General features: G+C 65.4%; 23 protein-coding genes and 1 pseudogene. 11 read left to right on the top strand and 13 right to left on the bottom strand.

Features of this window, described 5'->3' with window-relative positions; translation table 11 throughout:
* The first annotated feature begins 2 nt into the window (after nucleotides 1–2).
* The 4 genes from E3T35_RS15225 to mgrA are packed head-to-tail and all read left to right on the top strand — an operon-like array spanning nucleotide 3 to nucleotide 4,211.
* On the top strand, nucleotides 3–1,040 hold the full coding sequence (locus E3T35_RS15225; RefSeq protein ID WP_134379942.1) for an acyl-CoA dehydrogenase: 1,038 nt from the start codon (nucleotides 3–5) through the stop codon (nucleotides 1,038–1,040).
* Nucleotides 1,034–2,434 (top strand): bifunctional PIG-L family deacetylase/class I SAM-dependent methyltransferase, encoded by a 1,401-nt coding sequence (locus E3T35_RS15230; protein WP_134379944.1) that lies wholly within the window; start codon nucleotides 1,034–1,036, stop codon nucleotides 2,432–2,434. Before E3T35_RS15225 ends, E3T35_RS15230 begins: the two co-directional genes overlap by 7 nt.
* Nucleotides 2,431–3,186: a glycosyltransferase gene (locus tag E3T35_RS15235; protein WP_241988882.1), complete on the top strand. Its 756-nt coding sequence runs from the start codon at nucleotides 2,431–2,433 to the stop codon at nucleotides 3,184–3,186. The genes E3T35_RS15230 and E3T35_RS15235 overlap by 4 nt, the downstream gene beginning before the upstream one ends.
* A complete protein-coding gene (gene mgrA, locus E3T35_RS15240; RefSeq protein ID WP_134379946.1) occupies nucleotides 3,186–4,211 on the top strand; it encodes an L-glyceraldehyde 3-phosphate reductase in 1,026 nt (341 codons plus the stop codon). Before E3T35_RS15235 ends, mgrA begins: the two co-directional genes overlap by 1 nt.
* Before the next feature lie 6 nt (nucleotides 4,212–4,217).
* Here mgrA and E3T35_RS15245 read toward each other — a convergent pair whose 3' ends face one another.
* The 8 genes and pseudogenes from E3T35_RS15245 to E3T35_RS20290 all read right to left on the bottom strand — a co-directional run.
* On the bottom strand, nucleotides 4,218–6,917 hold the full coding sequence (locus tag E3T35_RS15245; protein ID WP_134379948.1) for a DEAD/DEAH box helicase: 2,700 nt from the start codon (nucleotides 6,915–6,917) through the stop codon (nucleotides 4,218–4,220).
* 11 nt (nucleotides 6,918–6,928) lie between these two features.
* Nucleotides 6,929–9,052, bottom strand: a complete 2,124-nt coding sequence (locus E3T35_RS15250) for a S9 family peptidase (RefSeq protein WP_134379950.1) — start codon at nucleotides 9,050–9,052, stop codon at nucleotides 6,929–6,931.
* On the bottom strand, nucleotides 9,049–10,254 hold the full coding sequence (gene hutI / locus E3T35_RS15255) for an imidazolonepropionase (protein WP_134379952.1): 1,206 nt from the start codon (nucleotides 10,252–10,254) through the stop codon (nucleotides 9,049–9,051). The genes E3T35_RS15250 and hutI overlap by 4 nt, the downstream gene beginning before the upstream one ends.
* Nucleotides 10,251–11,573 (bottom strand): formimidoylglutamate deiminase, encoded by a 1,323-nt coding sequence (locus E3T35_RS15260; protein ID WP_134379954.1) that lies wholly within the window; start codon nucleotides 11,571–11,573, stop codon nucleotides 10,251–10,253. Before E3T35_RS15260 ends, hutI begins: the two co-directional genes overlap by 4 nt.
* A complete protein-coding gene (locus E3T35_RS15265) occupies nucleotides 11,570–12,760 on the bottom strand; it encodes an allantoate amidohydrolase (protein ID WP_134346042.1) in 1,191 nt (396 codons plus the stop codon). Before E3T35_RS15265 ends, E3T35_RS15260 begins: the two co-directional genes overlap by 4 nt.
* Nucleotides 12,761–12,762: 2 nt before the next feature.
* Nucleotides 12,763–14,427: a urocanate hydratase gene (gene hutU, locus E3T35_RS15270; protein WP_134379956.1), complete on the bottom strand. Its 1,665-nt coding sequence runs from the start codon at nucleotides 14,425–14,427 to the stop codon at nucleotides 12,763–12,765.
* Nucleotides 14,428–14,450: 23 nt separating this feature from the next.
* Nucleotides 14,451–15,107, bottom strand: coding sequence for an IclR family transcriptional regulator (locus tag E3T35_RS15275; RefSeq protein ID WP_092340836.1), 657 nt, complete (start codon nucleotides 15,105–15,107; stop codon nucleotides 14,451–14,453).
* Nucleotides 15,108–15,298: 191 nt separating this feature from the next.
* A pseudogene (locus E3T35_RS20290) lies at nucleotides 15,299–15,409 on the bottom strand (putative protein N(5)-glutamine methyltransferase); the annotation flags it as partial.
* Between the two features lie 38 nt (nucleotides 15,410–15,447).
* Between E3T35_RS20290 and E3T35_RS15285 the strand changes: the two are divergent.
* Nucleotides 15,448–15,720 (top strand): DUF2277 domain-containing protein, encoded by a 273-nt coding sequence (locus E3T35_RS15285; protein WP_104088676.1) that lies wholly within the window; start codon nucleotides 15,448–15,450, stop codon nucleotides 15,718–15,720.
* Here the strand turns inward: E3T35_RS15285 and E3T35_RS15290 are convergent.
* From E3T35_RS15290 to E3T35_RS20295, 4 genes are all read right to left on the bottom strand, one after another.
* Nucleotides 15,717–16,154, bottom strand: coding sequence for a hypothetical protein (locus E3T35_RS15290; RefSeq protein ID WP_134345907.1), 438 nt, complete (start codon nucleotides 16,152–16,154; stop codon nucleotides 15,717–15,719). The two genes, E3T35_RS15285 and E3T35_RS15290, sit on opposite strands and share 4 nt — an antisense overlap.
* A gap of 16 nt (nucleotides 16,155–16,170) precedes the next feature.
* Nucleotides 16,171–16,665, bottom strand: coding sequence for a hypothetical protein (locus E3T35_RS15295; protein WP_134379958.1), 495 nt, complete (start codon nucleotides 16,663–16,665; stop codon nucleotides 16,171–16,173).
* A 37-nt stretch (nucleotides 16,666–16,702) separates the two neighbouring features.
* Nucleotides 16,703–17,797: a type I restriction endonuclease gene (locus E3T35_RS15300; RefSeq protein ID WP_134346044.1), complete on the bottom strand. Its 1,095-nt coding sequence runs from the start codon at nucleotides 17,795–17,797 to the stop codon at nucleotides 16,703–16,705.
* A 73-nt stretch (nucleotides 17,798–17,870) separates the two neighbouring features.
* Nucleotides 17,871–18,023, bottom strand: a complete 153-nt coding sequence (locus tag E3T35_RS20295; RefSeq protein WP_370449345.1) for a hypothetical protein — start codon at nucleotides 18,021–18,023, stop codon at nucleotides 17,871–17,873.
* Nucleotides 18,024–18,162: 139 nt separating this feature from the next.
* On the opposite strand from E3T35_RS20295, the gene E3T35_RS15305 reads away from it, so the two are divergent.
* From E3T35_RS15305 to E3T35_RS15320, 4 genes are all read left to right on the top strand, one after another.
* Nucleotides 18,163–18,348, top strand: a complete 186-nt coding sequence (locus E3T35_RS15305; protein WP_241987805.1) for an Ig-like domain-containing protein — start codon at nucleotides 18,163–18,165, stop codon at nucleotides 18,346–18,348.
* A gap of 9 nt (nucleotides 18,349–18,357) precedes the next feature.
* Nucleotides 18,358–19,518 carry a threonine synthase gene (locus E3T35_RS15310; RefSeq protein WP_134345913.1) on the top strand — a complete coding sequence of 387 codons (1,161 nt, stop codon included), beginning with the start codon at nucleotides 18,358–18,360 and terminating at the stop codon, nucleotides 19,516–19,518.
* A 320-nt stretch (nucleotides 19,519–19,838) separates the two neighbouring features.
* Nucleotides 19,839–21,455: an isocitrate lyase gene (locus E3T35_RS15315; protein WP_134379960.1), complete on the top strand. Its 1,617-nt coding sequence runs from the start codon at nucleotides 19,839–19,841 to the stop codon at nucleotides 21,453–21,455.
* Nucleotides 21,456–21,563: 108 nt separating this feature from the next.
* On the top strand, nucleotides 21,564–22,901 hold the full coding sequence (locus E3T35_RS15320) for an NAD(P)/FAD-dependent oxidoreductase (protein WP_134345917.1): 1,338 nt from the start codon (nucleotides 21,564–21,566) through the stop codon (nucleotides 22,899–22,901).
* 59 nt (nucleotides 22,902–22,960) lie between these two features.
* Here the strand turns inward: E3T35_RS15320 and E3T35_RS15325 are convergent, their stop codons facing one another.
* Nucleotides 22,961–24,481, bottom strand: coding sequence for a SulP family inorganic anion transporter (locus tag E3T35_RS15325; RefSeq protein ID WP_134345919.1), 1,521 nt, complete (start codon nucleotides 24,479–24,481; stop codon nucleotides 22,961–22,963).
* Nucleotides 24,482–24,736: 255 nt separating this feature from the next.
* On the opposite strand from E3T35_RS15325, the gene E3T35_RS15330 reads away from it, so the two are divergent.
* Both E3T35_RS15330 and E3T35_RS15335 read left to right on the top strand, forming a co-directional pair.
* Nucleotides 24,737–25,099: a MerR family transcriptional regulator gene (locus E3T35_RS15330; protein ID WP_134345921.1), complete on the top strand. Its 363-nt coding sequence runs from the start codon at nucleotides 24,737–24,739 to the stop codon at nucleotides 25,097–25,099.
* A 190-nt stretch (nucleotides 25,100–25,289) separates the two neighbouring features.
* Nucleotides 25,290–25,574, top strand: a complete 285-nt coding sequence (locus E3T35_RS15335) for a hypothetical protein (protein WP_134345923.1) — start codon at nucleotides 25,290–25,292, stop codon at nucleotides 25,572–25,574.
* Nucleotides 25,575–25,759 lie beyond the last annotated feature (185 nt).

Raw genomic sequence — 25,759 nt, forward strand, 5'->3', positions numbered from 1 at the left:
ATATGCGGCTTGAAGCGAACCCGCGGCCGGCTGAACTGTTCCGTGTTGGCGATGAATTGGCCGCCGCCGCCAGCGCGGTCAACGGTGACGCGCGGCGGGCGCTGACGCTCGCGAGCTCCCTCGCATCCGTTCCCCGGCCGGGGGAAGGGCGCACCCGGCAGCTCTTCGACACCCTGTCGACGCTCGGGGCCGCTGACCTCACGGCGGCACGGGTGGTCGAGGCGCATCTCGACGCGCTGGCGATACTCCACCAGGCGGGCTACCCGGCCCGGCCCGACCAAACCTGGGGTGTCTTCGCGGCGGAGGGGCCAGGGACGACGCTCACGGCCATGCCGGCGGATGGCGGCTGGCGGCTCGACGGGACCAAGCCGTGGTGTTCCCTCGCCAGACTGCTCAGCCACGCCCTCGTGACCGCGCACGTTGCTCGTCCGGACGGCACAACCGGCCGACGGCTGTTCGCCGTCGATCTGCGTCAACCCGGGCTGACCGCGCACGACGACGTCTGGGTGGCCCGTGGGCTCGCCCAGGTGACGAGCGGTCCGGTCGATTTCTCGCACGTGGCTGCCGATCCGGTCGGCGACGACGGATGGTACCTGAGCCGACCGGGCTTCGCCTGGGGTGGTATCGGTGTGGCAGCAGCGTGGTGTGGCGGTGCGGTGGGACTGGCGCGCACACTGTATCATTCCGTCCACAGCCGCATTCCCGACCAGATCGCCCTCGCCCACCTCGGGGCCGTCGATCTGGCGGTGACGGCGGCGCACACTTCGCTTGCGGCGGCGGCCGCAGCCATCGACGCCGGGGCCGCCGATGGAGAGGCCGGTTCGATCCTGGCCGCACGCGTGCGCGGAATCGTCGCGCGCACGGTCGATGACGTCATATTCCACATCGGGCATGCACTGGGGCCGGCACCCCTGGCGCTCGACGCCCGGCATGCCCAGCGGGTCGCCGACCTGCAGCTGTATGTGCGCCAGCACCACGCCGAACGCGACGATGCGGCGTTGGGCCACATGCTCGTGGCGACAGGGAGTGCGCCATGGTGACGTTCAATCATTCCGCCAGCGGAACACCCGAGAAGACCTGGGAAGCAGCCCACTGGCCCGATCGGTTCACCCCACTCGGCCTCGACACCCTCAAACGCCTGGTTGTCGTGTCAGCGCATCCCGACGACGAGAGTCTCGGTGTCGGCGGCCTCATCGCCCACGTCGCCGGGCTCGGGCTGCCGATCGTCGTGATCGTACTCAGCAACGGCGAGGCGTCGCACCCGAAGTCGCAGACCCACGACCCGGCCAGACTCGCGCAGATCCGCCGCATTGAGGTGACGGATGCCCTCGCACACCTCGCCCCGAACGCTCAGGTTCACCTGCTGGAACTTCCCGACGGCAAACTCGCCGAGCACGTGGCCATCGCCGAGGGAGCAATCGCCGAGGCAATCGGCGACGCTGGCGACTCGACCTGGGTGGTGGCGCCGTGGCGCGCCGACGGGCATCCGGATCATGCTGCAGCCAGTGCGGCCGCGGAACGCGCCGTGCGTGCACGACGGGCGCGCCTGTTCGAATACCCGATCTGGGCCTGGCACTGGTCGACCCCTGACGATGCAGTCTGGCCTTTGGACACCGTTCGGTTATTTCAACTGAAGCCGGCCGAACGCAAGGCCAAGGCTCGAGCCCTCGCGTTGCATCGCAGCCAGGTGGGTCCCCTGTCGGATTCCCCCGGCGATGAAGCCATCGTGCCGCCCGGTTTTCGGGCGCACTTCGCGCGCGACTTTGAAACGCTGATTGAGGTGGGTTCGCGGCCTAACTCTCCAGCGGATGCCCGCGCCAACCCCGACCGCACCGTCACCGCTGGGTATTTCGACACCGTCTACTCCTCCGGCCCCGACCCGTGGGGTTTTGAGACCCGGTGGTATGAGAAACGCAAGCGAGCGACCCTCATCGCGGCACTGCCCCGGCAACGGTTCGGTACCGCCTTGGAATTGGGCTGCTCCACCGGTGTGCTCACCGCCGAACTGGCCGACCGCTGTGACACCGTGCTGGGAGTCGATCTGGTCGAGCAGCCTCTCGTCATTGCCAGGCAAAGGCTCGCGGGCCGCCCGGGAGTGAGCTTTGAGCGCAGAACTCTGCCGGGGGACTGGCCGGAGGGGGAGTTCGGGCTGATCGTGCTGTCGGAGGTGGGGTATTACTGCTCGGCCGGCGACCTGCGCCGCCTGCTCGAACGATGCCGCGCCAGTCTCGCCGTCGGCGGGGTACTCGTGGCCTGCCACTGGCGGCATCCGGTCGCGGATTACCCGCTCACCGGCGACGCGGTTCACGCCCAGCTCACCCACGTGGTGGGGCTACAGCGCACCGTGCACCATCTGGAACGTGACTTCGTACTGGAAGTCTACGAGCAGCGGCCGGCCCTGTCGGTGGCCCAGCGCGACGGGCTGGTGCCGTGACCGAACCCCTGCCGATCACAGACGTGGTCATCGTCGTTCCCGTGCGCAACGAAGAGGTGCTGCTGCCGCGCTGCTCGAGCGCGCTGTCCGCGGCAATCGACACGCTGAGTGTCGTGCCGGAGCCGGAGCGACCGCGAGTGTTCGTGGTTCTGGTGCTGGACCAGTGCACGGACCTGTCCGCGCGCGTCGCCGCCCACTGGAGAGCTTTTCGACGTTACGAGATCGCGGCTGGGGCGGTCGGTGTAGCCCGCCGCGACGGTATTCGGCACGCGCTGGGGCAGCTTGGGTGTTTGCAAACGGACGGAGCGGCATCCGCTTCGCAGATTTGGATCGCGACGACCGATGCAGACTCGGCCGTGCCGCCGAACTGGCTGGTCACCCAACTCGCCCTGGCGCGTAACGGGGCCGAGCTTGTGCTCGGAACCGTGCAGCCCGATGACGATCTGGCCGCCCACGAACTGCTGCGCTGGGAGGAGCTGCACACGATCGGCGAGGGGCATCCGCACGTTCACGGCGCCAATCTGGGTGTACGTGCCGACCGCTATCTTGCTGCCGGGGAATTTGCGCCCGTTGATCGGGATGAAGACGTGCTGCTCGTGGCAGCGCTGCGCAATCTCGGGGTGGTCGAGGCCCGCACGGCGCTGATTCCCGTATTGACCTCTGGGCGACGAATCGGTCGGGCCCCGGCCGGTTTCGCCGGATACCTGCGTGATCGTATCCACACTGACCAGAAAAATGGGATCATGTTCTGATGACCTATCTCCCGAATGAATCCCGCTACGAATCCATGCCGTACCGCCGGGCGGGGCGGAGCGGCCTCAAACTTCCCGCCATTTCGCTGGGCCTGTGGCAGAACTTCGGTGATGATAAGCCGCTCGCAACGCAACGAGCCATTCTGCGCCGAGCCTTCGATCTCGGCATCACCCACTTCGACCTCGCCAACAACTACGGGCCTCCCTACGGCTCGGCCGAAACCAACTTCGGTCAGCTGTTCCGTGAAGACTTCGCGGCGCACCGCGACGAGGTCGTGCTTTCCACCAAGGCTGGCTACGACATGTGGCCGGGCCCGTACGGCAACTTCGGCAGCCGCAAATACCTGCTGTCGAGCCTCGATCAGTCGCTCTCCCGCATGGGGGTGGACTACGTCGACATCTTCTACTCCCATCGAGCCGACCCCGACACTCCGCTCGAAGAGACCATGGGCGCCCTGCACACGGCCGTCACGAGCGGCCGTGCCCTGTACGCCGGAATCTCCTCGTACTCGCCGGAGCGCACCCGCGAGGCCGCGGCGATTCTGGCTGACCTCGGCACGCCGCTGCTCATTCACCAGCCTTCGTATTCCATGTTCAACCGGTGGGTCGAGGGCGACCTGCTCGACACCCTCGAAGACATCGGAGCCGGCTGCATTGCGTTCTCGCCGCTGGCCCAGGGACTGCTCACCGACCGCTACCTTGGTGGTATCCCGGCCGACTCCCGGGTGGCCAGGGACGGATCGGCGAACAAGTCGATGGTGAGCGCGGAGGCGCTGACTCACATTCGGGCGCTGACCGAGATCGCGTCCGAACGCGGCCAGTCGCTCGCACAGATGGCACTGGCTTGGATTCTGCGCAATTCCGAGGTGACCAGCGCTCTGATCGGCGCCTCGTCGGTTGCCCAGCTCGAAACCAACGTCGGGGCGCTGCAGAACCTTGAGTTCAGCGCCGAGGAACTCACCGCGATCGACGTGCATGCCGTCGATAACGGCATCAACCTCTGGGCAGCCTCAAGCGACGTCTAACCCTGGTCACGGTTCGAGCAGGCCGCGAATGTCGTCGGCGGTGAGCGCGGTGCTGAACATGGCATCGTCGTCGAGCACCGAACTGAACAGTTGGAACTTCTGCTTCTGCAGCGCCACCACCTTCTCCTCGATGGTGCCGGTGGCGACGAGTCGGTAGACCATCACGTTTCGGGTCTGGCCGATGCGGTGGGTGCGGTCGATGGCCTGCGTCTCGGTCTGCGGGTTCCACCACGGGTCAAGCAGAAAGACATAGTCGGCTTCGGTGAGGTTGAGACCGAAGCCGCCGGCCTTGAGGCTGATCAGAAACACCGGCGCGGCCCCGCTCTTGAACCGGTCGATCACCTCGCTGCGCCGCAGCGTCGACCCGTCGAGATAGCAATACGGAACGCCCTGCGCGTCGAGCCGGGCGGCCGCGAGCTTCAGAAAAGAGGTGAACTGGCTGAAGATGAGGGCCTGGTGCCCCTCGGCGATAACATCGTCGAGCTGCTCGAACAGGGCGTCGAGCTTGCTCGAGCGCACGCCGGCGTACTTCTTATCGACGAGCGAGGCGTCGAGACTGAGCAGCCGCAGCAGGGTAAGCGAACGAAAAATGATGAACCGGTTCTTGTCGAGCTCTTCGATCAGCCCGTAGAGTTTCTGCCGTTCGCGCTGCAGGAAGGTGTCGTAGAGCTTCTGGTGCGCCGGGTTCAGCGCGATCTGCAGTTCCTGTTCCTGCTTCGGCGGCAGGTCGCGGGCGACGACCTCCTTGGTGCGGCGCAAAATCAGCGGGCGGATGCGCCGGCGCAGCTTCGTGAGCCGCTCCGGGCCAGATCCAATCGTCACTGGCCCACGGGTCACCGGCCGCACGTAGTCCTCGGTGAATTTACGCGACGACGCGAACAGGCCGGGAGCGACGATGCTGAACAGGGACCACAGGTCCATCAGGTTGTTCTCGATCGGGGTGCCGGTGATGGCCAGTTTGAACGGTGTGTCCAGCTCCTTCGCGCAGGCATACGCTCGGCTGGTGCGGTTCTTCACGAACTGCGCCTCATCGAGAATGAGGCCGGCCCAGGACACCGCCTGATACGCGTCGAAGTCGAGACGGAACAGCGCGTAAGAGGTGACGAGCACGTCGATGCCTGCGGCGGCATCCGCTATCAGGGTGCGACTTTTCGCCTCGGTCGCGGTGAGCGTGCGAACCGTGAGGCCCGGGGCGAAGCGGGTCGCCTCGCTGCGCCAGTTCGCCACAACGGATGTCGGTGCCACGACCAGAAACGGCCCCGGCCGCTCGTTGCTCGCGTGCACCAGCAGCGCCAGGGTCTGCAGCGTCTTGCCGAGGCCCATGTCGTCGGCGAGCACCCCGCCGAGCTGGTGTTTCCAGAGGAAGGCGAGCCAGGCGAACCCCTCCTGCTGGTACGGGCGCAGGGTGGCATGCACTTCAGCGGGCAATTCAACCGCGTCGACGCCGCTGAGGTCTTTCAGGCCGGCGGCGGCCGCCCGCCAGGACACGGCCGGCACGGTCTCGTCGGCGAGGTCCTCGAAATCGCTCCACAGGCTGGCCTGGTAGCGGCTGATGCGCAGGCCGGTCTCCCATTCCTGCAGGGCTCGGGCCTCGTTGATGAGGTCGTGCAGCTGCTCGAACTCCGGCTGTTGCAGGGAGAGATAGCTGTTGTCGACCAGCTTCAGGCGGGTCTGCCCCTTCGCGAGGGCCTTGAACAGCGGGCCGAACGGCACCGTGATCGCCCCGACCGTGACGATCACGCCGAGGTCGAACCAGTCGCGCTGGTCGGTCTCCACGGTCGTGATCACGAGGTGGGGCGTTTCGGTGCGCTCAAAGTTGTCGGGCAGCACCTCGGGAAACTGCACGGAGGCATCCGTGCTGGTGACCGCGACCCGGCGTTGCAAGGCCGGGTAGACCGTTCCGAGAAACTCGGCCGTGTCGGCCGCGGGAACGATCGCCGCGCCGACCTGCCCGACCAGGTGACGCTGCTCGTCGCTCAGCGGGCCGGCCGTCGGCGCGAGGGTGAACACGGTGGCGGCGCCGAACCGCACACTGTAAACGCCGTGGCCGGCGATGACTCCGGCGGCCTCGAGCGGATGCGGGGCGCCGTCGATCTGCAGCCGGGCTTGCAGGGTGAGCGGGCCGGCGGCATCCGGTTGGGAGGCGTCGAGGCTGATCTCGGCGAGCGAGGCGACCCGCACGACAACGTCTTTCTTGTTGCCGACCAGGCCGATGCCAAGCTGTTCGGCCTCGGCCAGCAGCGGCCACAGCAGCGGGCTGGTGAAATTGTCAAGGTAGATCCAGTCGGTTTCCTGGCTGGAGTAGACCTCGCGTACGGCCTTGTACAGGGCGGCGAACTGCGAGATCCAGCGGTGGTGCTCGGGGTCGAGGTTGAACCGGTTCAGCTGAAAGGTGAGGTGACTCCAGGTTACGTTGCTGCGCACCCAGTTGCCCTGGGCGTTGTGAATGACCGGTCGCACGCCGAGCCGGTACTCACCGTGGCTGGGCGTGAGCGTTTTCACGGTTTTGGCTGTCGGGCCGCGCCAGCGGTCGTTGGTGCGCGGCGTCTGCTCGCGCAGCTCGAACTGCAGTCCCATCGGTACTTTTGGGCCGGTGGCGACCGGCCGAGGCTGACCGAAATTACCGATACGCGGCACAGTGGATGCCGACTGCTCCGGCGGCAGCACCAGTCGCTTCCAGGCCGGGGTGTCGTCAGAATCTGACATTTCCCGCGCGGTCACTCTCGGTTCAGGCCGGCAGCGTCGAGCACCCAGGCGTAGTTGAACGCACGTTCGTGCCAGGCGCTGTACCGACCGGAAACGCCGCCGTGGCCGGCCGACATTTCGGTCTTGAGCAGGGCATCCGCTCCCACTTCGCGCAGCTTGGCCACCCACTTGGCCGGCTCGACGTAGAGCACCCGGGTATCGTTCAGGCTGGTCACGGCCAGAATTGCCGGGTAGGCGACGGGCCGCACATTCTCGACGGGGGAGTAGGACTTCATGTAGGCGTACACCTTGGCGTCGTGCAGGGGATCGCCCCATTCGTCCCACTCGATCACGGTGAGCGGGAGGGACGGGTCGAGAATCGAGGTGAGGGCGTCGACGAACGGAACCTCGGCGAGAATGCCGGAGAACAGCTCGGGTGCGAGGTTTGCGACGGCGCCCATGAGCAGTCCGCCGGCGCTTCCGCCCTCCGCGACCAGCTGGCCGGGGGTGGTGAAGCCCGCGTCGATGAGGTGCCGGGCGCAGCTGACGAAGTCGGTGAAGGTATTGCGCTTGGTCGTCGTCTTGCCGTTTTCATACCAGGTGCGGCCGAGCTCGCCGCCGCCGCGCACGTGCGCGATGGCGAAGATCATGCCGCGGTCGAGCAGGCTGAGCCGGGCGATGCCGAATCCGGGGTCGATGCTGTGCTCGTAGGAGCCGTAGCCGTAAAGCAGGGTCGGAGCCGGTGTGCCGGGCGTGACGAGGTCGGGGCGGTAGACCAGTGAGATGGGCACGCGGGTGCCGTCGGCGGCGGTGGCCCACTCCCGGCGTTGTTCGTAGAGTGTGGCGTCGTAGCCGCCGAGCACGGGCTGCTGTTTGAGCAGGCGCCGCTCGCCCGTCGCAACGACGAGGTCGTACACCGTTGAGGGGGTGACGAAACTGGTGAAACCGAACCGCAGGGTGGGCTGGGTCCACTCCGGGTTGCCGGCCGAACCGACGGCGAACAGGGGTTCGTCGAAGTCAAGCTCGGTCAGTCCGCTCGCGTCGTGGCGGTCGATGGCGAGCCGGGTGAGGCCGTCCCGGCGATATTCCACGACGAGAAAGTCGGCGAAGGCGTCGACGCTTTCGAGGCGGATCTCGGGGTCGTGGGGCAGCAGCATCCGCTTAACGCCCTGCGGGTCTTCGGCTGCTACGCTGACCAGCTCGAAGTTCACTGCATTGCCGCCGTTGTGCACGATCAGCAGGCGGTCTTCTTCAGCGATGACGGCGTGCTCGACGTCGTATTCCGTGTTGTCTTGCCGTGGCCAGACCACGGTGAACTCGCCGGTCGGGTCGCTCGCGTCGAGCACCCAGGACTCGGTGGTGACGCTTGACCCGGCCTCGATCATGAGGAACTTGCGGCTGCGGGTGATGCCGACGCCCACCCAGAATCGTTCGTCGGGTTCGTGAAAGATGCTGGCATCAGTGTCTCGGGCGGTGCCGATTTCATGCCGCCACACGGTGTCGGGGCGCCAGGCATCGTCGACGGTTGTGTAGAACAGGTAGCGTCCGCTCGGGTCGAACAGAGCACCGGCGCTGGTGTTTTCGATCGTGTCCGTGAGGTTTTCGCCGGTCGCGATGGTGCGCACGCGGATTGTATAGCGTTCGTCGCCCTCCACGTCGACGGCATAGAGCAGCTGGGTGCCGTCATTGCTCAGGTCGAAGCTGCCGAGCGAGAAGAACTCGTGGCCTTCGGCTTCAACGTTGTCGTCGAGCAGAATCTGCTCGCCGGGCACACCCTGGTGGGCGTCACCGAGAATCGGCGCGGCCCAGTCATCCGGGCCGCTGATCGGTGCCCGACAGTGGATGCCATATTCCTGACCCTCGACGGTGCGGGTGTAGTACCAGAAGTCGCCGCGGCGCACCGGAACGCTGAGGTCGGTTTCCTGGGTGCGGTTCTTGATCTCGTTGAAGATCTGCTGCCGGAGTGGCTCCTGATTGGCGGTTCGGGCCTCTGTGTAGCTGTTCTCGGCCTCGAGGTGGGCGATGACCTCGGGGCTGTCCTTGTCGCGCAGCCACTCGTAGTCGTCGATATAGACGTCATTGTGGTGTTCGCGGCGGTGCGGCTTCTGTGCGGCGACGGGTGCGGCGAGGGGAGGTGTGATCGGGCCAGAGGTCATCCCCCCAGCGTAGTTTGCGCTCCCTGCCTCTCGCATCTCACGTCGGAGTCAACGCGCACCCCTCGGCGCCAGACCGAAGCGGTCAACGGCACTCCGGGGCGGTAGGCCAGGTGGGAAATCGACGGAGCATTCAGAACCTGCAGGTCGGCGCGGCCGCCGACAAACAGGGAGCCGACGGCATCCGCTCCCTGGTCGCGGCCGAGCGACCGGGCTGCCCCGCGGGTTGCCGCCCAAACAGCCTCACCGACGGTCAGACCCATCTGCAGCACGGCGGTCGCCACACAGAACGGCATCGACGTCGTGTACGAGGTGCCCGGATTGCAGTTGGTCGCGAGGGCGATGCTCACGCCGGCGTCGAGCAGCCGGCGGGCCGGCGGGAACGGCTGCCGGGTCGACAGATCGCAGGCCGGAAGCAGCGTGGCGACCGTGGTCGATGCGGCCAGCGCGTCGATATCGGCCGGCTCCAGGTAGTTGCAGTGGTCAACACTGTGAGCGCCCAGCTCGGCGGCGAGCCGCACACCACCGCTGAATCCCAGCTGGTTGCCGTGCACCCGCAATCCCAGGCCGGCGGCCCGGCCGGCCAGCAGCACCTCGCGGGTCTCTTCGACGTCGAATGCGCCCTGCTCACAGAACGCATCAATGAACTGCACGTAGGGAAGCACCGCCGAGAGCATCGGCCCGGTCACGAGGTCGAGGTAATCCCGACGATCCATGCCGGGGGGCACGATGTGGGCACCGAGAAAGGTCACGACATCGGCCACCTGGGCGGCGCCCCGCGCCGAACGCGCCTCACTTTCAACGTCGAGCCCGTAGCCGGTCTTCGTTTCGAGAAAGGTGGTGCCCTGGGCTTCCGCCTCGCGGCGCAGGCCGCGCGCCGTGGCCACGAGCTCGACCTCGCTCGCAGCACGCGTCGCCGCGACGGTCGTGTTGATGCCGCCGGCGGCGTAGGCCTGGCCCGCCATGCGTGCTTCGAACTCGGCCGAGCGGTCCCCGCCGAACACGAGGTGGGTGTGCGTGTCGACCCAGCCGGGCAGAACGGCGCGGCCGCCGACATCCGTTTGACGATCGGCGGCGGGTGCCTGGGCGGCCGGGCCGATCCAGAGAATGTGGCCGTCACCGATCACCAGAGCCGCGTCGTGCCGGCGCTCGCCGGAGTCATCGTGCGTGGTCAGCTCGCCGATACCCGTGATCAACTCTGTCATCTGCCGAGCCTAGTGAGCGCATCGGCCATGAGTGTTGCCGGTCGAGTGCCGTCTACCAGCTGACCGCACTCGGCGACCAGGCGCCCGCCGACGAACACGCGCAGCACGTCGGAGGCCGTCGCGGTCAGCGGCAGTTGCTCCGGCAACGACCCGACCGTGCGCACGCCGGTCGTGCTGATCTCGACGAGATCGCACGGGTCGCCGACCTGCAGCCGGTGGCGGCCGACCCCGAGGGCGGCGTAGCCGGCGGTCGACGCCGCGTTCAGCAACTCGGACGGGGTGAACCGTCCGCGCTGGTGGGAGGCGAGCCGTTCGCCCATTTCGAGGCCGCGCATCTCCAGCAACGGGTCGATGACCGCGTTCTGATCGGAGCCGAGCGCGATCGGGGCACCCGCTGCGGCCAGCGCGAGCGCCGGCCCGATGCCGTCGCCGAGGTCAGCTTCGGTGGTGGGGCACATGACGACGCTCACCCCGGCATCGCCGAGAAGTGCACGGTCGTCGTCGCTGAGATGGGTCGCGTGCACCACGCTCAGGCGCGGCGCGAGTGCCCCGAGCGAAGCGAGCAGGCCGGCCGGGGTCATTTTGTACGCGGCCAGGCAATCCGCGTTCTCCTGCGGCTGCTCGGAGAGGTGAATGTGCAGGGGAATCTCGCCGGGCAGCCCGGCGAGTACCTCGCGCATCGCGTCGGGCGTGACCGCGCGCACCGAGTGCAGGGCCGCCCCGAGTGTGACCAGATCGTCTCCGGCCAGCACTTCGTTCAGCGACTGCCAGCGGGTCAGCCAGCCGGCGGCACTGCCATCGCCAAACGCTTGCTGCTGGAGTGCGAGCTCCTGCCCAATGCCGCCCTGCAGGTAGACGGTGTCGAGCAGCACCAAACGGATGCCGACGGCCCGCGCCGCCGCCGCAAGCGCCAGTTCCATGGCGTGCTCGGTGTCATACGGCGTTCCATCGAAGTGATGATGCACATAGTGAAACTCGCCGACCGCCGTGTAGCCGCTGACGAGCATCTCGGCGAACACCGCCGTGGCCAGCGCCTGATACTTGACGGGGTCGAGCTGGGCGGCGACCCGGTACATCCGCTCGCGCCAGAGCCAGAAATCGCCGCCTTCGCCGTGGGTCTGGCCGCGCAGTGCCCGGTGAAAAGCATGCGAGTGTGCATTGCCAAACCCCGGCATGACCGTTCCCAAACGGATGTCCGCCGCCTCCTCCGCAGCCCCCGTCTGAACCCGCGCGATGCGTCCGTCTGCGCCAGCTTCCAGCCGCACTCCCGCGGCTGCCCGGCCGTCGATCAGCAGGTACTCGCACCAGAATGCGTTCACAGTAGTTCTCGCAGCAGCAGTTCCAAGGCGTCGACGCCGGCGACACAGTCCGCGACCTCGGCGAATTCCTCCGGCGCGTGCGAGATGCCGGTGGGGTTGCGCACGAACAGCATCGCGCTCGGCACCCGGGCGGCGAGCACGCCGGCGTCGTGGCCGGCCCCGGTCGAGAGTTGCGGCACGTGGCCGAGGGCCTGCGCAAACTGCTCGCGCAGCCCGGGGTGAAACTGCACCGCTCCAGCCCAGGATTCCTCGGTGAGGGTGGCGGAGCATCCATTCTGCGCGGCGGCCTGCTGGGCGCTGGCGGCAATGTCGGCCACGAGCAGGCGGGTTTCCTGGTCGGTTTCGGCGCGAGCGTCGAGCCAGGCGTCGACGCGGCTGGCGATGACGTTGGTGCCGCCCGGGATCGCTTCGATGCGGCCGATCGTCGCGCGGGTGCCCGGGCGACCCAGGGCTGCGGTCTGCACGCCGACGATGGCTGCGGCGGTGGCGACCATCGGGTCGCGGCGCTCGGCCATGGTGGTAGCACCGGCGTGGTTCCCCTGGCCGGTGACGGTGAGTCGCCAGCGTCCGTGAGCGAGAATCGACGACGCCACGGCCACGGGCTGGCCGAGATCGATCAAGCCGCGGCCCTGCTCAACGTGCAGTTCGATGAACAACCCGATGCGGGCGAGCGCATCGCGGTCGACGCCGAGGTGCGCCGGGTCGACACCGGCAGTTCGGGCGGCCTCCGCGAGCGTGACGCCGTCACGGTCGGTGAGCGCTCGGGCCTGGTCGGCGTCGATCGCGCCGGCCAACAGCCTGGAGCCGAGGCAGGCAACGCCGAAGCGGGAACCTTCTTCTTCGGCGAACATCAAAATGGCGCACGGCCTCGACGGCACGAATCCGCTCGCCTGCAGCCGGGCGATGGCCTCCAGTGAGGAGACCACGCCGAGCGGACCGTCGTAGGCGCCGCCGCCGGGAACCGAGTCGAGGTGGCTGCCGGTGACGACGGCATCCGTTCCGGGCTGGCCCCACCACGCCCAGAGGTTACCGTTGCGGTCGGTTTCGACATCGAGGCCGAGGCGCTCGGCGCGCTCCACAAACCAGGAGCGCAGCTCGAGGTCGGCCGCCTGCCAGAGGTGGCGAGAGTAGCCGCTGCGGCGGGAATCGCGGCCGACCTCCGCGATTTCGGCGAGGCCCGCCAGCATGCTCACTCTTCCCACATGGGCACGCGCAGGCCGCGGTCGCGGGCCACTTCTTCGGCCCGTTCGTAACCCGCATCCACGTGACGCATCACGCCGGTGCCGGGGTCGTTGGTGAGCACGCGCTCGATCTTCTCGGCGGCCAGCGCGGTGCCGTCGGCGACGATGACCTGCCCGGCATGGATGCTGCGGCCGATTCCCACGCCGCCGCCGTGGTGAATCGACACCCAGGTTGCGCCGGACGCTGTGTTGAGCAGTGCGTTCAGCAGCGGCCAGTCAGCGATCGCGTCCGACCCGTCCTTCATTCCCTCGGTCTCGCGGTAGGGCGATGCGACCGAGCCGGAGTCGAGGTGGTCGCGACCGATCACGATCGGCGCGCTGAGCTCGCCGGAGGCGACCATCTCGTTGAATTTCAGCCCGGCGAGGTGTCGTTCCTTGTAGCCGAGCCAGCAGATGCGGGCCGGCAGGCCTTCGAACTGCACCTTCTCTTCGGCCTTGGTGATCCAGCGGTGCAACCCGGCGTCGTCGGGAAAAAGTTCGAGGATGGCCTTGTCGGTGGCCGCGATGTCGGCGGGGTCGCCGGAGAGCGCCACCCAGCGGAACGGGCCCTTGCCCTCGGCGAACAGCGGGCGGATGTAGGCCGGCACGAACCCCGGAAATTCGAAAGCCCGCTCGTAACCGCCGAGCTTCGCCTCGGCCCGAATGGAGTTGCCGTAGTCGAAGACTTCGGCGCCGGCATCCTGAAATTCGACCATCGCCTGCACCTGCTTGGCCATCGCAGCTCGGGCGCGCACGGTGAACTCTTCGGGGTTTTCGGCCGCGTAGGCGTGCCATTCTTCAACCATCACGCCTTCGGGCAGGTAGGAGAGCGGGTCGTGGGCGCTGGTCTGGTCGGTCACGATGTCGATGGGCACCTTGCGGTCGAGCAACTCGGCGAACACGGTTGCGGCATTGCCGACCAGACCCACCGACAGAGCGCGGAGTTCCGCCTTGGCCGCGAGTACCCGGGCGATGGCGTCGTCGATGTCGTCGGTCATTTCGTCGAGGTAACCGTGATCGACGCGGCGCTGCAACCGCGCCGGGTCGACGTCGACAATGAGCACAACGCCGTCGTTCATGGTGACGGCGAGCGGCTGCGCGCCGCCCATGCCGCCGGCCCCGCCGGTGAGGGTCAGCGTGCCCGCCAGGGTGCCGTTGAACTTCTTGGTTGCCACTGCGCCGAACGTTTCATAGGTGCCCTGCAGAATGCCCTGGGTGCCGATGTAGATCCACGATCCGGCGGTCATCTGCCCATACATGGTGAGCCCCAGGTGCTCGAGTCGGCGAAACTCCGGCCAGGTGGCCCAGTCGCCGACGAGGTTGGAATTGGCGATCAGCACCCGCGGCGCCCATTCGTGGGTGCGAAACACGCCGACCGGTTTGCCGGACTGCACGAGCAGGGTTTCGTCTTTCTCGAGGGTTTTGAGGGTACGCACGATCGCGTCGTAGCACTCCCAGTTGCGGGCGGCTTTGCCGGTTCCGCCGTAGACGACGAGGTCGTCGGGGCGCTCGGCAACCTCGGGGTCGAGGTTGTTCATGAGCATGCGCAGCGGGCCCTCGGTCTGCCAGCTCTTCGCGGTCAGTTCGGTTCCGCGGGCAGCGCGAACGGGGCGTGCGGTGTGGGTGGTCGTCATGTGAATCTCCTTTGATTACAGAATTAGACGGATGCTTCGGCGCGGTACAGCGCGCTGCTTTCAGTGAGCAGAACCCGCGCCATGTGCTCGATGCTGGACGGGGTGACTCGGTAGCTGGGAACGACCACGCTCAGGGCTCCGACGACGCGCTCACCCACCCGGATGGGTACGGCTATGGCGGTGACGTCCTGTTCGACGCCGTCGCTGACGACGCAGTATCCGCTGTCGCCGGTCGCACCGGCGAGCACGCGGCCCGAAGCGCTCGACTCCAGGGGAAAGCGACGGCCGACCCAGTTCGCGTGTCGCACCGAGTGGGTGCCTTCGACGATGGCAATGTAGAGCCCCTGACCGGCGGCGGCCGCAACACTCAGATACACGGATTCAGCGGTCTCTCCAACTATGCGGTTCATCGGTTCTCGGCACACGGCGACGAGCGATTCCTGACTGAGCGCGAGTACACCGAGCCGAACGATGGCCGTGCCGGGCCGATAGAGTCCGGCATCGTCCCGCCGCACAAACGATGTCGATTCGAGAGTTCGCAGCAACCGCAACGCAGTGCTCGGCGACAGGTCGGCGGCCTTGGCCGCGTCGCCGAGGGTGACCGAACCGCCCTCGCAGACCACGCTCAGCAGTGTCAGGGCGCGCTCCGCCGTGCGGGTTGTACTGTCGGCCTTCTCCATCGCGCTCGTCCCTTCAAGTGCACTCAGTAAAACACTGATTTCACTAGACGGCAAGGCCGATCACGATGGTCGAGTCCAGCTCCTCGCTCCGAATGATGCGCGGGAGCAGGCCGAAGCGGGTGAAGATCTCGGCGGTCCGCGGTGCTTGACGCTGCCCGGTTTCAACGAGCAGGCATCCGCTGGGGGAGAGCCACGGCGCCGGATCCGCAGCAGAGATCGACGACGAGCGCGTCGCGCGGGCAGAGCGCGAGGGCCTGCGTCACCAGAAACTCGGTACGCCGCCGAGGCACGAACACGCCCGGGTCTTGAACGCTGACGGAAGCGTGATTACCCTGAGGGCATGTGCCGAAACATTCATGTCCTGAGTAATTTTGAGCCTGCCGCGACCGACGACGAGGTGCACGCGGCCGCGCTGCAATACGTGCGCAAGATCAGCGGCGGGGCGCATCCGTCGAAGGCGAACGCCGAGGCGTTCGACCGCGCGGTGCACGAGATCGCGCACATTTCCCGTCATCTGCTCGAAGATCTGGTGATCTCCGCGCCACCGAAGAACCGTGAAATCGAGGCGGAGAAGGCCAAAGCGCGCTCCCAGAAGCGGTTTGCTGCCGCCTAAAGGGTGCGCCATTCCGCATAGAACACCATGACGGCCGCCACAACGCTGGCAGCCACACCGAAGACCAGACCGAAGGCAATGGTGATTCCGGCGTAGGCTCCGTCGTCCACCAGGGAGAGCACTCCGGCCACCACCACTGAGAACAGCACCACGCCCAGGGTCGCGCCGACTGCGGCTACCGAGGTGCGCACCCGCCGCGATTTCGTGAGGTGCCGATCGACCAGGGCCACGGTGGCCAGGCCGCCCAGCAGCGCCACCGCCGCGATGACCGCGCCGATCACGCCGTAGTTCGCCATGGAACGCACGACAAACCAGAACCGAAATTCGGTTTCCCCGGTGCCGGCATTGGTCATGACGATCGCCACGACCGCCGCGAGAAGAAACCCCACGAACGGTGCGAACACCGCGATGCGCCAGTAACGCCGAATAATCATGTGCCCACCCTACGTTCTAGAACTCCACCCACGCACTGGGCAGCGGATGCTCCACTCGCGTCGGCGCGATGCGCTCGCTTCGCCGCTCCATCCGGTACACCAGAAACGCTGCCACGATGCCCGCCGCAGCGGCCAGCACCAGGGTGAAAGTGATGATCAGGTATGCCCAGCCCTCTCCGATGACTCCCTCCACGGTGGCGAACACGATTCCGAGGACCAGCACGCCGCTGGCCGCCCCCAAAGCGGCCCATGCACTGCGCGCGCCCGACGTTTTCTCGAGCTGCCGGTCGACGCAGGCGACCAGAACGACGCCGCCGATCAGCGCCGCGATGCTGACCGCCAGACCGACGGAACCGAAGCCCAGAACTGACCGTACGACGCCTTCGATCGTCTGACCAGCTCGCGCCTGGGGGTTACCGCCCATGGTCATCACGCCGAGCACGGCGGTACCCAGAAGAAATCCGAGTACGGGCGCCAGCAACGCAATGGGCCAGTACCGGTGAAACATCATGCGTCCAACCCTAAAATGCGGAGATTGACTTGACTATCTAGTCCTGATAACTCTTAATCGTTTCGCGGATGTCATTCGCAAATAGGTAGATCTCATCGAGAGTTTCAATCGGGTGGCGAGTCTCGACCTTCTCAGCGTCGAAGACTCCAAGATACTTCTGCTTCTTTCCGTTGAAGTGAAGTCGAGCGACCGGCTTGCGATTGTTGTCATCGAGAAGAACAGCGAAATACGACTTGGAATCCCTGTGCATCACTCGCTGAGGCTTCACCTCGCTGCAGGCGATCGCCTTAACGATTTGATACCCTTCCAACTCCTCAAGGGTCGTCTCAATCTCCGTGTCACGGGCGAGATCAACTTCAACAATGTCGTGGCTGTTGATGACACCGCCCTCTGTTGCTGAAGCTCCTGAGAAGTTCGACCCGCCTAACGCCGTCTTCAAGCGGTCATTGACCTGGTCATTCAGGAACTGCTTCGTAGACTTTGCGACCAGGGAAGTAAACTGCTCACGGACTTTCTGCGTAAACGCACCCTCATAGACTCGCGTCGTGAAGAATCGAATCCAGTCGTCTTCGGGCTGCGTGAACTGAGCTGCGATAGTGCGCTTGATTTGACCAATGTACTTGAGCTCTTCAGCCGAGTTGATGATCGAGTCGAGGTCAAAGACTTCCTTGGTGAGCTTCCGCAGTTCCGGAATCAGTGTTTCATCGATGTCCATCAAATCGAGAACCAGAAACGGCTTCTCGTCCATGCGGTTGGGTGCATCCAGGTCCGTGTAGAACTGGTAAATCTCGCCATTCGTGAGAACGGCGATACGCGCATTGGTGACCGCGAAGTAACGGAAGAGTTGCGAGGCGTGTTCTATCTTCAATGCTTCCGTGGATTTCTTGCATTCGATGAGGATCTGGACCTCACCGTCGCGCATAATCGCATAGTCAACTTTCTCGCCCTTTTTCACGCCGACATCAGCGGTAAATTCGGGGACAACTTCCAATGGATTAAAAACGTCGTAGCCCAAAATGGTCGAGATGAACGGCATGATAAACGCGTTCTTGGTTGCTTCTTCAGTCTGAATTGCTTCGCGCTGGTTGCGCACCTTGAGAGCCAATGCCCCAATTAATTCTGCAAATTCCATCATTCCCCCAATTTGTGGTTCACTACCTGTGACCTTATCGAAACAATTTATTGGCTCAGACGAGCGGGAAGCCTCAAGGGGTGCTGCGTGGCACGATCCACTCGTGTCGAAACTGGGTTATTACCTTCGAGACGGACTCGAAGTCGCTGTCGTAGTGCACAACAGTCGCATCATTGATGAGAGCGCATGCGGCGATGAGGGTGTCGCCCGCGCCGACCGGCCGCACCAGCGCGGCATGCCAGAGTCAGCTTTGGACCACTAAAGATTCGTCGATTGTGGGCGCGCGCGGGCAATCGCTGACGGCCGAGAGCTGAGTCCATACCCGGTCATGCTCGGACCCGTTCCGTGGGCTGAATCCGATTTCTGTGGCGGTCGGCGCGCAAACTGAGGTTGAAGCGGGGCTGTGCACCTCGACGATTTTGCGCCCCAACTCCACGCTCGCGGCCAGGACCAGTTTCACGGTCACGGTCACCGGCGGTGCCGCGGGCGTGCGCGACCTGGCCGGCAACCCCGTCTCATCGACCAGCTGGAAATTCACCACGGGTAGCTAGTCTGGAGAGATGCCCGACCTCGTCTGCTCCGACTGCGGCACCATCTACCCGGTGGAGAGCCTGGTCTGGCTCTGCAGCTGCGGCGGCATGCTCGACGTGGTTGCCTTCGACACCACAGTGGATGCCGCGGCCCTGCCCGGCCGCGCCCCCTCACTCTGGCGCTACGCCGAAGCCCTGCCGATCGCCGCCGACCCCACCATCACCCTGGGGGAGGGCTTGTCGCCGCTCGTGCCAGCCCGCGCGCTGCCGCACGTGCAGCTCAAGCTGGACTTTCTGCTGCCGACGCTCTCGTTCAAGGACCGCGGCGCCGTGGTGCTCGCGACCCTCGCCAAACAGTTGCGCGTCGAAAGCGCCATGGTCGACAGCAGCGGCAACGCCGGCACAGCGATGGCCGCGTACTTCAGTCGGGCCGGCATCGACTGCACGGTCTACGTTCCCGAATCCACCTCGCCCGGCAAGCTCGCGCAGATGCGCGCCCACGGCGCCACGGTTGAACTGGTACCCGGTTCGCGCGCCGACACCTCCGCGGCGGCCCTGCGGGCTGCCGGGCAACCCGGCGTTTTGTACGCGAGCCACGTCTACCACCCCTATTTTCTGCACGGCGTCAAAACCTACGGCTACGAAATTTGGGAGCAGCGCGGGCGCTCCCTACCCGAGACCGTGGTGGTTCCAGTCGGCAACGGAACGATGCTGCTCGGCTGTTACCTCGCCTTCAGCGAGCTGGTGGCCGCGGGTCTCGCCGAGTGGATGCCGCGGATTGTCGCGGTGCAGGCATCCGCTTGTGCACCGCTGGAACAGGCCATGGCACAGGGTCTCGACTCGCCCGTGACCCTTGACGGCTCAGCCACGATCGCGGAGGGCATCGCCATTGCGGCGCCACCGCGGGGACGACAAATTCTCGCGGCCGTTTGCGCGACCGGCGGCACCATCGTCTCCATCACCGACCGGCAGACCGCGGCCGCCCGGCAGGAACTGGCCGACGAAGGACTCTTCGTCGAGCCGACCTCGGCCGTGTGTTTCGCCGCGGTGCGCGCCGCCGTCGACCAGACGTTCGACTCCGCCAGCCGCACCTGGGCGGCGGCCGAGAGCCTGCTCACGGCCGAGTCGGTGGTCGTGCCCCTCTGCGGTGCCGGCCTGAAATCGCCCACGTCAACCACGCGGTACTCATGATCGACGACGACCCCGCGGACGCCCCCCTGTGTCCTGCCTGCGGCGTCACGATGATCACCGACGGCGTCGACACCGCCGAGGGGCTGGAATCCTGCCATCGGTGCCCACGATGCCGACTGGTTATCGTCATACCCGGCCTCTGGCCGGAATAGGCCGATCCCTGGCGAAAAACTTTTCAATTGCAGAAGAATCACGTTTATTCTGGTGAACATTCTTGAGAAGACCGCTTGTTCTTGCGCCAATCTGGGTTTAGCAGCCGATACCGGCCAGTTGAGTCAGCAGTCCCGGCTCAGCCCAACTCATACGTCGAAGGAATGAACATGACTGAGTACCAGAAAGACATCGAGGACATCGAAGCTCTCAAGCAGCAGGTCGGCAGCAGCTGGGACGCCATCAACGCCGAGTCCGTCGCCCGGATGCGTGCCCAGAACCGGTTCAAGACCGGCCTCGAGATCGCGCAGTACACCGCCGACATCATGCGGAAAGACATGGGCGAGTATGACGCCGACTCCTCCGTCTACACCCAGTCATTGGGCGTCTGGCACGGTTTCATCGGCCAGCAGAAGATGATCTCGATCAAGAAGCACCTCAAGACGACGAACAAGCGCTACCTGTACCTGTCCGGCTGGATGGTTGCGGCGCTGCGCAGCGAATTCGGTCCGCTCCCCGACCAGTCCATGCACGAGAAGACGACCGTTCCGGCTCTGGTCGAGGAGATCTACACCTTCCTCCGCCAGGCTGACGCCCGCGAGCTCGACCTGCTCTTCACCGGCCTCGACAACGCCCGCATCGTTGGCGATGACGCCAAGGCAGCTACGATCCAGACGCAGATCGACAACTTCGAGACCCACGTTGTGCCGATCATCGCCGACATCGATGCCGGCTTCGGTAACCCGGAAGCCACCTACCTCCTGGCCAAGAAAATGATCGAGGCTGGCGCCTGCGCCATCCAGATCGAGAACCAGGTGTCGGACGAGAAGCAGTGTGGCCACCAGGACGGCAAGGTCACCGTTCCTCACGAAGACTTCATCGCCAAGCTGAACGCCGTTCGCTACGCGTTCCTCGAACTCGGCATCGAGAACGGCATCATCGTCTCGCGCACCGACTCGCTCGGTGCCGGCCTCACCCAAAAGCTCGCCGTGACGTACACGCCCGGCGACCTGGGCGACCAGTACAACTCCTTCCTCGATGTTGACGAAATCACAGAGGCCGACCTCGGCAACGGCGACGTCGTCATCAAGCGGGGCGGCAAGCTTTTGCGCCCGAAGCGCCTGGCCAGCAATCTGTTCCAGTTCCGTGCCGGAACCGGCGAAGCTCGTTGCGTGCTCGACAGCATCACGTCGCTGCAGAACGGTGCCGACCTGCTGTGGATCGAGACGGAGAAGCCGCACATCGGCCAGATCGCCGGCATGATGAACGAGGTTCGCAAGGCCATCCCGAACGCCAAGCTGGTCTACAACAACAGCCCGTCGTTCAACTGGACCCTGAACTTCCGTCAGCAGGCCTACGACGCACTCCTCGCCGAGGGCAAGGACGTCTCCGCTTACGACCGCGCCAAGCTCATGAGCGTCGACTACGACGAGACTGAACTTGCCGTGAACGCCGACGAGAAGATCCGCACCTTCCAGCGCGACAGCTCGAAAGAGGCTGGCATCTTCCACCACCTCATCACCCTGCCGACGTACCACACGGCCGCACTCTCGACGGATGACCTGGCCAAGGGCTACTTCGCCGACCAGGGCATGCTCGCCTACGTCAAGGGCGTGCAGCGTCGTGAAATCCGCGAGGGAATCGCCACGGTCAAGCACCAGAACATGTCTGGTTCAGACCTCGGTGACAACCACAAGGAGTACTTCGCCGGTGCCGCAGCCCTCAAGGCTGGCGGCGTGAATAACACGAGCAACCAGTTCGAGGAACCGGCTTTGAGCAGCCACTAACTTCCACTGAGTGACCAGGAAGCCCCAGTCGAAAGACTGGGGCTTCCTGGTTGTATCCGTTCAGACTTGAGACACGGTCGCGGTGGCAGAAGTGTGCCAAAGTCAGGCATGGAACATTTAGACACCATCGTGGTCGGCGCCGGCGTAGCCGGCCTGACGGCCGCTCGACTGCTGGCGAAAGCGGGCCGCAGCGTCGTCGTGCTCGAGGCCCGCGACCGCGTCGGCGGCCGGGTGTACACGAACCGCGCCGACGGGCTGGTCACCGACCTGGGCGCATCCTGGATTCACGGCGTGACTGACAACCCCGTCGCGGCAGCGGCAGAGGTGTTCGGCTTGCCGACCGTGGAGTTCACCGTCGGGGGATACCAGCCGGACAGCCGCCCGATCGCCTACTACGGTCCGACCGGCGAGCGACTCTCTGATGATGCCGCGCTGGCCTTCGCCGACGACGTGCGGGCGGTCGACGCCGCGCTCGTCACGGCGGTCGCTACCTCGAAAGCGGATGCCTCCTACCGCGACGCTACCGAGACGGCCTTGGCCAGCCAGGGCTGGAGCTTCGAGCGCGGGGAACGGGTGCGCGAGTTTTTGCAGCACCGGAGCGAGGAACAATACGGGGCGTGGATCGAAGATCTGGCCGCGCACGGCCTCGACGACGATGTCATCGACGGCGATGAAGTGGTCTTTCCAAACGGCTATGACCAACTGCCGGGGCGCCTGGCGGCCGGGCTGGACATCCGCTTCGACCAGATCGTCACCCGGGTGCGCTGGTCGACGGAGGGCGTCACCGTCACGACAGGGGGCGGCACGCTGACGGCGGGCACCGCGGTCGTGACGGTGCCCGTCGGGGTGCTCCAGTCGCCGGATTTCACGATTGAACCAGCGCTCCCCGAACCGAACGCGAACGCCCTGGGGCGACTCACCATGAACGCCTTCGAGAAGGTCTTTCTGCGGTTTTCGACCACGTTCTGGGACGAGGGAGTCTATGCAATCCGGCAGCAAGGGGCCGAAGGGCGTCGGTGGCACTCCTGGTACGACCTCACGGCCCTGCACGGACCGCCGACACTGTTGACCTTTGCAGCGGGTCCGGTGGCCCGAGAGATTCGCGAGTGGTCAGAACAACAGGTCGTCGACTCCGTTCTCGCGCAGCTGCGGCGGCTGTACGGCGACCGAGTTGAGCAGCCGACCAGTGTGCACATCACCGCCTGGCAGGACGATCCTTTCGCTCACGGTTCGTACGCCTACATGAAGCTCGGCTCCACGACGGCGGACCACGACGACCTCGCGACGCCCATCGGGGGAGTGCTGCACCTCGCCGGTGAGGCAACCTGGACGGACGATCCCGCGACGGTCACCGCGGCCCTCTGCTCCGGCCACCGAGCGGCGTCGAATATTCTGCACCAAGAGATCCCTATGGCCCAGGTATGGGGGGACCGGCCCGCTCAATAGTCACTTTTGTGGGGTGTTGGCCGCCCCCAACCGTACAAAGTTGTCCACTGAGGCCGGCGTCAGTGGGCGCCGCCGAGGTTGCCGGCGAGACGGGCGTGTAGTTCGTGGCTGGCCTCGTTGAGCCCCTCGATCACAACGTGCTTGTCGTGTCGGGCGTACTTGTAGGTGATGGCGTCGAGGGTGGCGACCGTCGAGGCATCCCAGATGTGTGAGGCCGACATATCGATGACGATGCGGTCGGGGTCGTCGGCGTACTCGAACTGGGTCATCAGGTCGTTGCTGGAGGCGAAGAACAGCGCTCCGGTCACCGTGTAATACGCGGTAGGAACGGGCTGGTCGAGTTCGAGAGTGCGTTCCACCCGGGCGAGGTGGGCGACGCGGCGGGCGAAGGCGACCATTGCGACGATGACCCCGACGACCACGCCGATCGCGAGGTTGTGAGTGAGAACGATGACGATGACCGTGGCGACCATGACGGTGGTCTCGCTTTTCGGCATCCGCTTCAACGTAGACAAGCGGATGCTGTGCCAGTCGAACGTGAGATAGGACACGATTATCATCACCGCGACCAGGGCGGCCATGGGAACTGCGGCGAGCACGTCGCCGAGGCCGAGGACCAGCACGAGCAGGAAGATGCCGGCGAGGAAGGTGGAGATGCGGGTGCGGGCGCCGGAGGCTTTCACGTTGATCATGGTCTGGCCGATCATGGCGCAGCCGCCCATGCCGCCGAAGATGCCGGACATGACGTTGGCGACGCCCTGGCCCCAGGTCTCGCGGGTCTTATTGGAGTGGGTATCGGTGATCTCGTCGACGAACTTCGCCGTCATGAGGGACTCGAGAATTCCCACCAGCGCCATGCCGAGCGCGAACGGCGCGATGATGGTGAACGTTTCCCAGTTGAGCGGAACGCTTGGGAGGAACAGTTCGGGAAGGCTCTTGGGCAGTTCGCCCTGGTCGCCGATCGTCGGCACGTTGAGGCCGATGACCACGGTCGCCACGGTGAGTACTACGATCGCGACGAGCGGCGCCGGAATGACCTTGGTGATACGTGGCATGACGATCATGATGATCAGGCCGGCGGCGACGAGCGGGTACACCAGGAACGGAACGCCGAGCAGCTGGGGGAGCTGTGAGGTGAAGATGAGGATGGCGAGGGCATTGACGAAGCCGACCATCACGCTGCGCGGGATGAACCGCATGAGTTTGGCGACGCCGACCACGCTCAGCACGATTTGGAACACCCCGGCGAGGATGACGGTGGCGACGAAGTATTCCATCCCGTAGTCGCGGGCGACCGGGGCGATCACGAGGGCGACAGCGCCGGTCGCGGCGGTGATCATGGCCGGGCGTCCGCCGACGAACGCGATAGTGACGGCCATGACGAACGAGGAGAACAGGCCCACGCGGGGGTCGACGCCGGCGATGATCGAGAAGGCGATGGCCTCGGGAATCAGCGCCATCGCCACGACCAGTCCGGCGAGCACTTCGCGGGTGAGCAGGCGCGGCGTGCGCAGTGCGGTGAGCACCGAGGGTTCCGCTTTATAGCGGTTGGATGCAGCAGATTTTTGAACGATGGCCATGAGGCCTCCAGAAGCTGGGCCGACAATGCGGCCGAAGTGGATAGGGAAGAGTTGGGTGGGCGCCGCAGTGCGCACCTCCACCGGACCTTGAGGCCGTGCCCACACGGGCAGGGCGTTCAAGGACAATGGTGGGAGAGTGGGCTCACAGATGAATGTCAGCCGACTTCTGCAACACTACCCTAACGTAAGGGTTGATTATGATCCTAAAGAAAGAGGCTTCCGGTGGAACCAGGCGCGACAGTCCCTGCGGTCACGATGCATATCGGCGAACTCGCCGACAAGACCGGGCTCTCGCTGCGCACGATCCGTCACTACGACGAGGTCGGCCTACTCAAGGCATCCGCTCGCACCGATGGTGGCTTTCGGCTCTACACGCCCGACGATTTCACTCGGCTGATGCTCATTCGTCGCATGAAACCGCTCGGCTTCACCCTCGACGAGATGACGACACTGCTGGCGGTCATCGACGCCCGACAAAACGGTGAAGCGGATGCCGACACCCCCGAAACCAGGCAGCAACTGGACGCCTTCATCACCGAAACCGTTGCCCGACGCCAGAAACTCCAGCACCAACTCGGCATGGCCGACGAGTTTCTGGAGTTGCTCCGCGCGCAGTAGTAGCGGCGGTCCCTACACACATAGACGAAACCACCTCGATACAGTGGGACCCACATCCCCAATTGACTACTTCTATTAGAAGCGAGTTTCTATGTCACTGAGCGTCAACTCCGCCCCATCGATCGCTGGGCTCGCCCTGAGGCGAACTTCTGCCCCTCGCGCCACCGGAGCGCAGCCGGGCGATAAGCTCATGTCTCTGTTGACGGCATCCGATCGCGAGGTCGTTTATCAAGCGACCGGACGTCGAGTCGATGACAGCTCAAAGATCGTGTCCATGTTTGCGGTCGAAATCGCCTTGGACCGTCAGTCGGGATATCTCTTTGCCGGTCAGGAGATTTCACCGGCGTACCTTCAGCTCCTGGCCACCAAATACGCCGGTGACGAGTACTCGCAATCATTCGGATTCGCCATCGACAATGCTTTGAGCTACCTGACCGGGCAGGCGCCCCAAGCGGCCCTCGACGTCACGGCGTAGCTCGTAACCCGCCGCCGCGTCATTCCCGGGCCTTTCTTGGTGTGCCCCCAGGCAGATTCGAACTGCCGCCCCTGCCTCCGGAGGGCGATACACTCCTCCACGGCGCCGGGCGATGCCCCCGCGATCTTAGTGTTTTACTGGTGAGATGTCCTGACAGATAACAGAGGCAACTCGCGACTCGAGCG

This window comes from Cryobacterium sp. TMT1-2-2 (assembly GCF_004403505.1).
Classification (GTDB): domain Bacteria; phylum Actinomycetota; class Actinomycetes; order Actinomycetales; family Microbacteriaceae; genus Cryobacterium; species Cryobacterium flavum.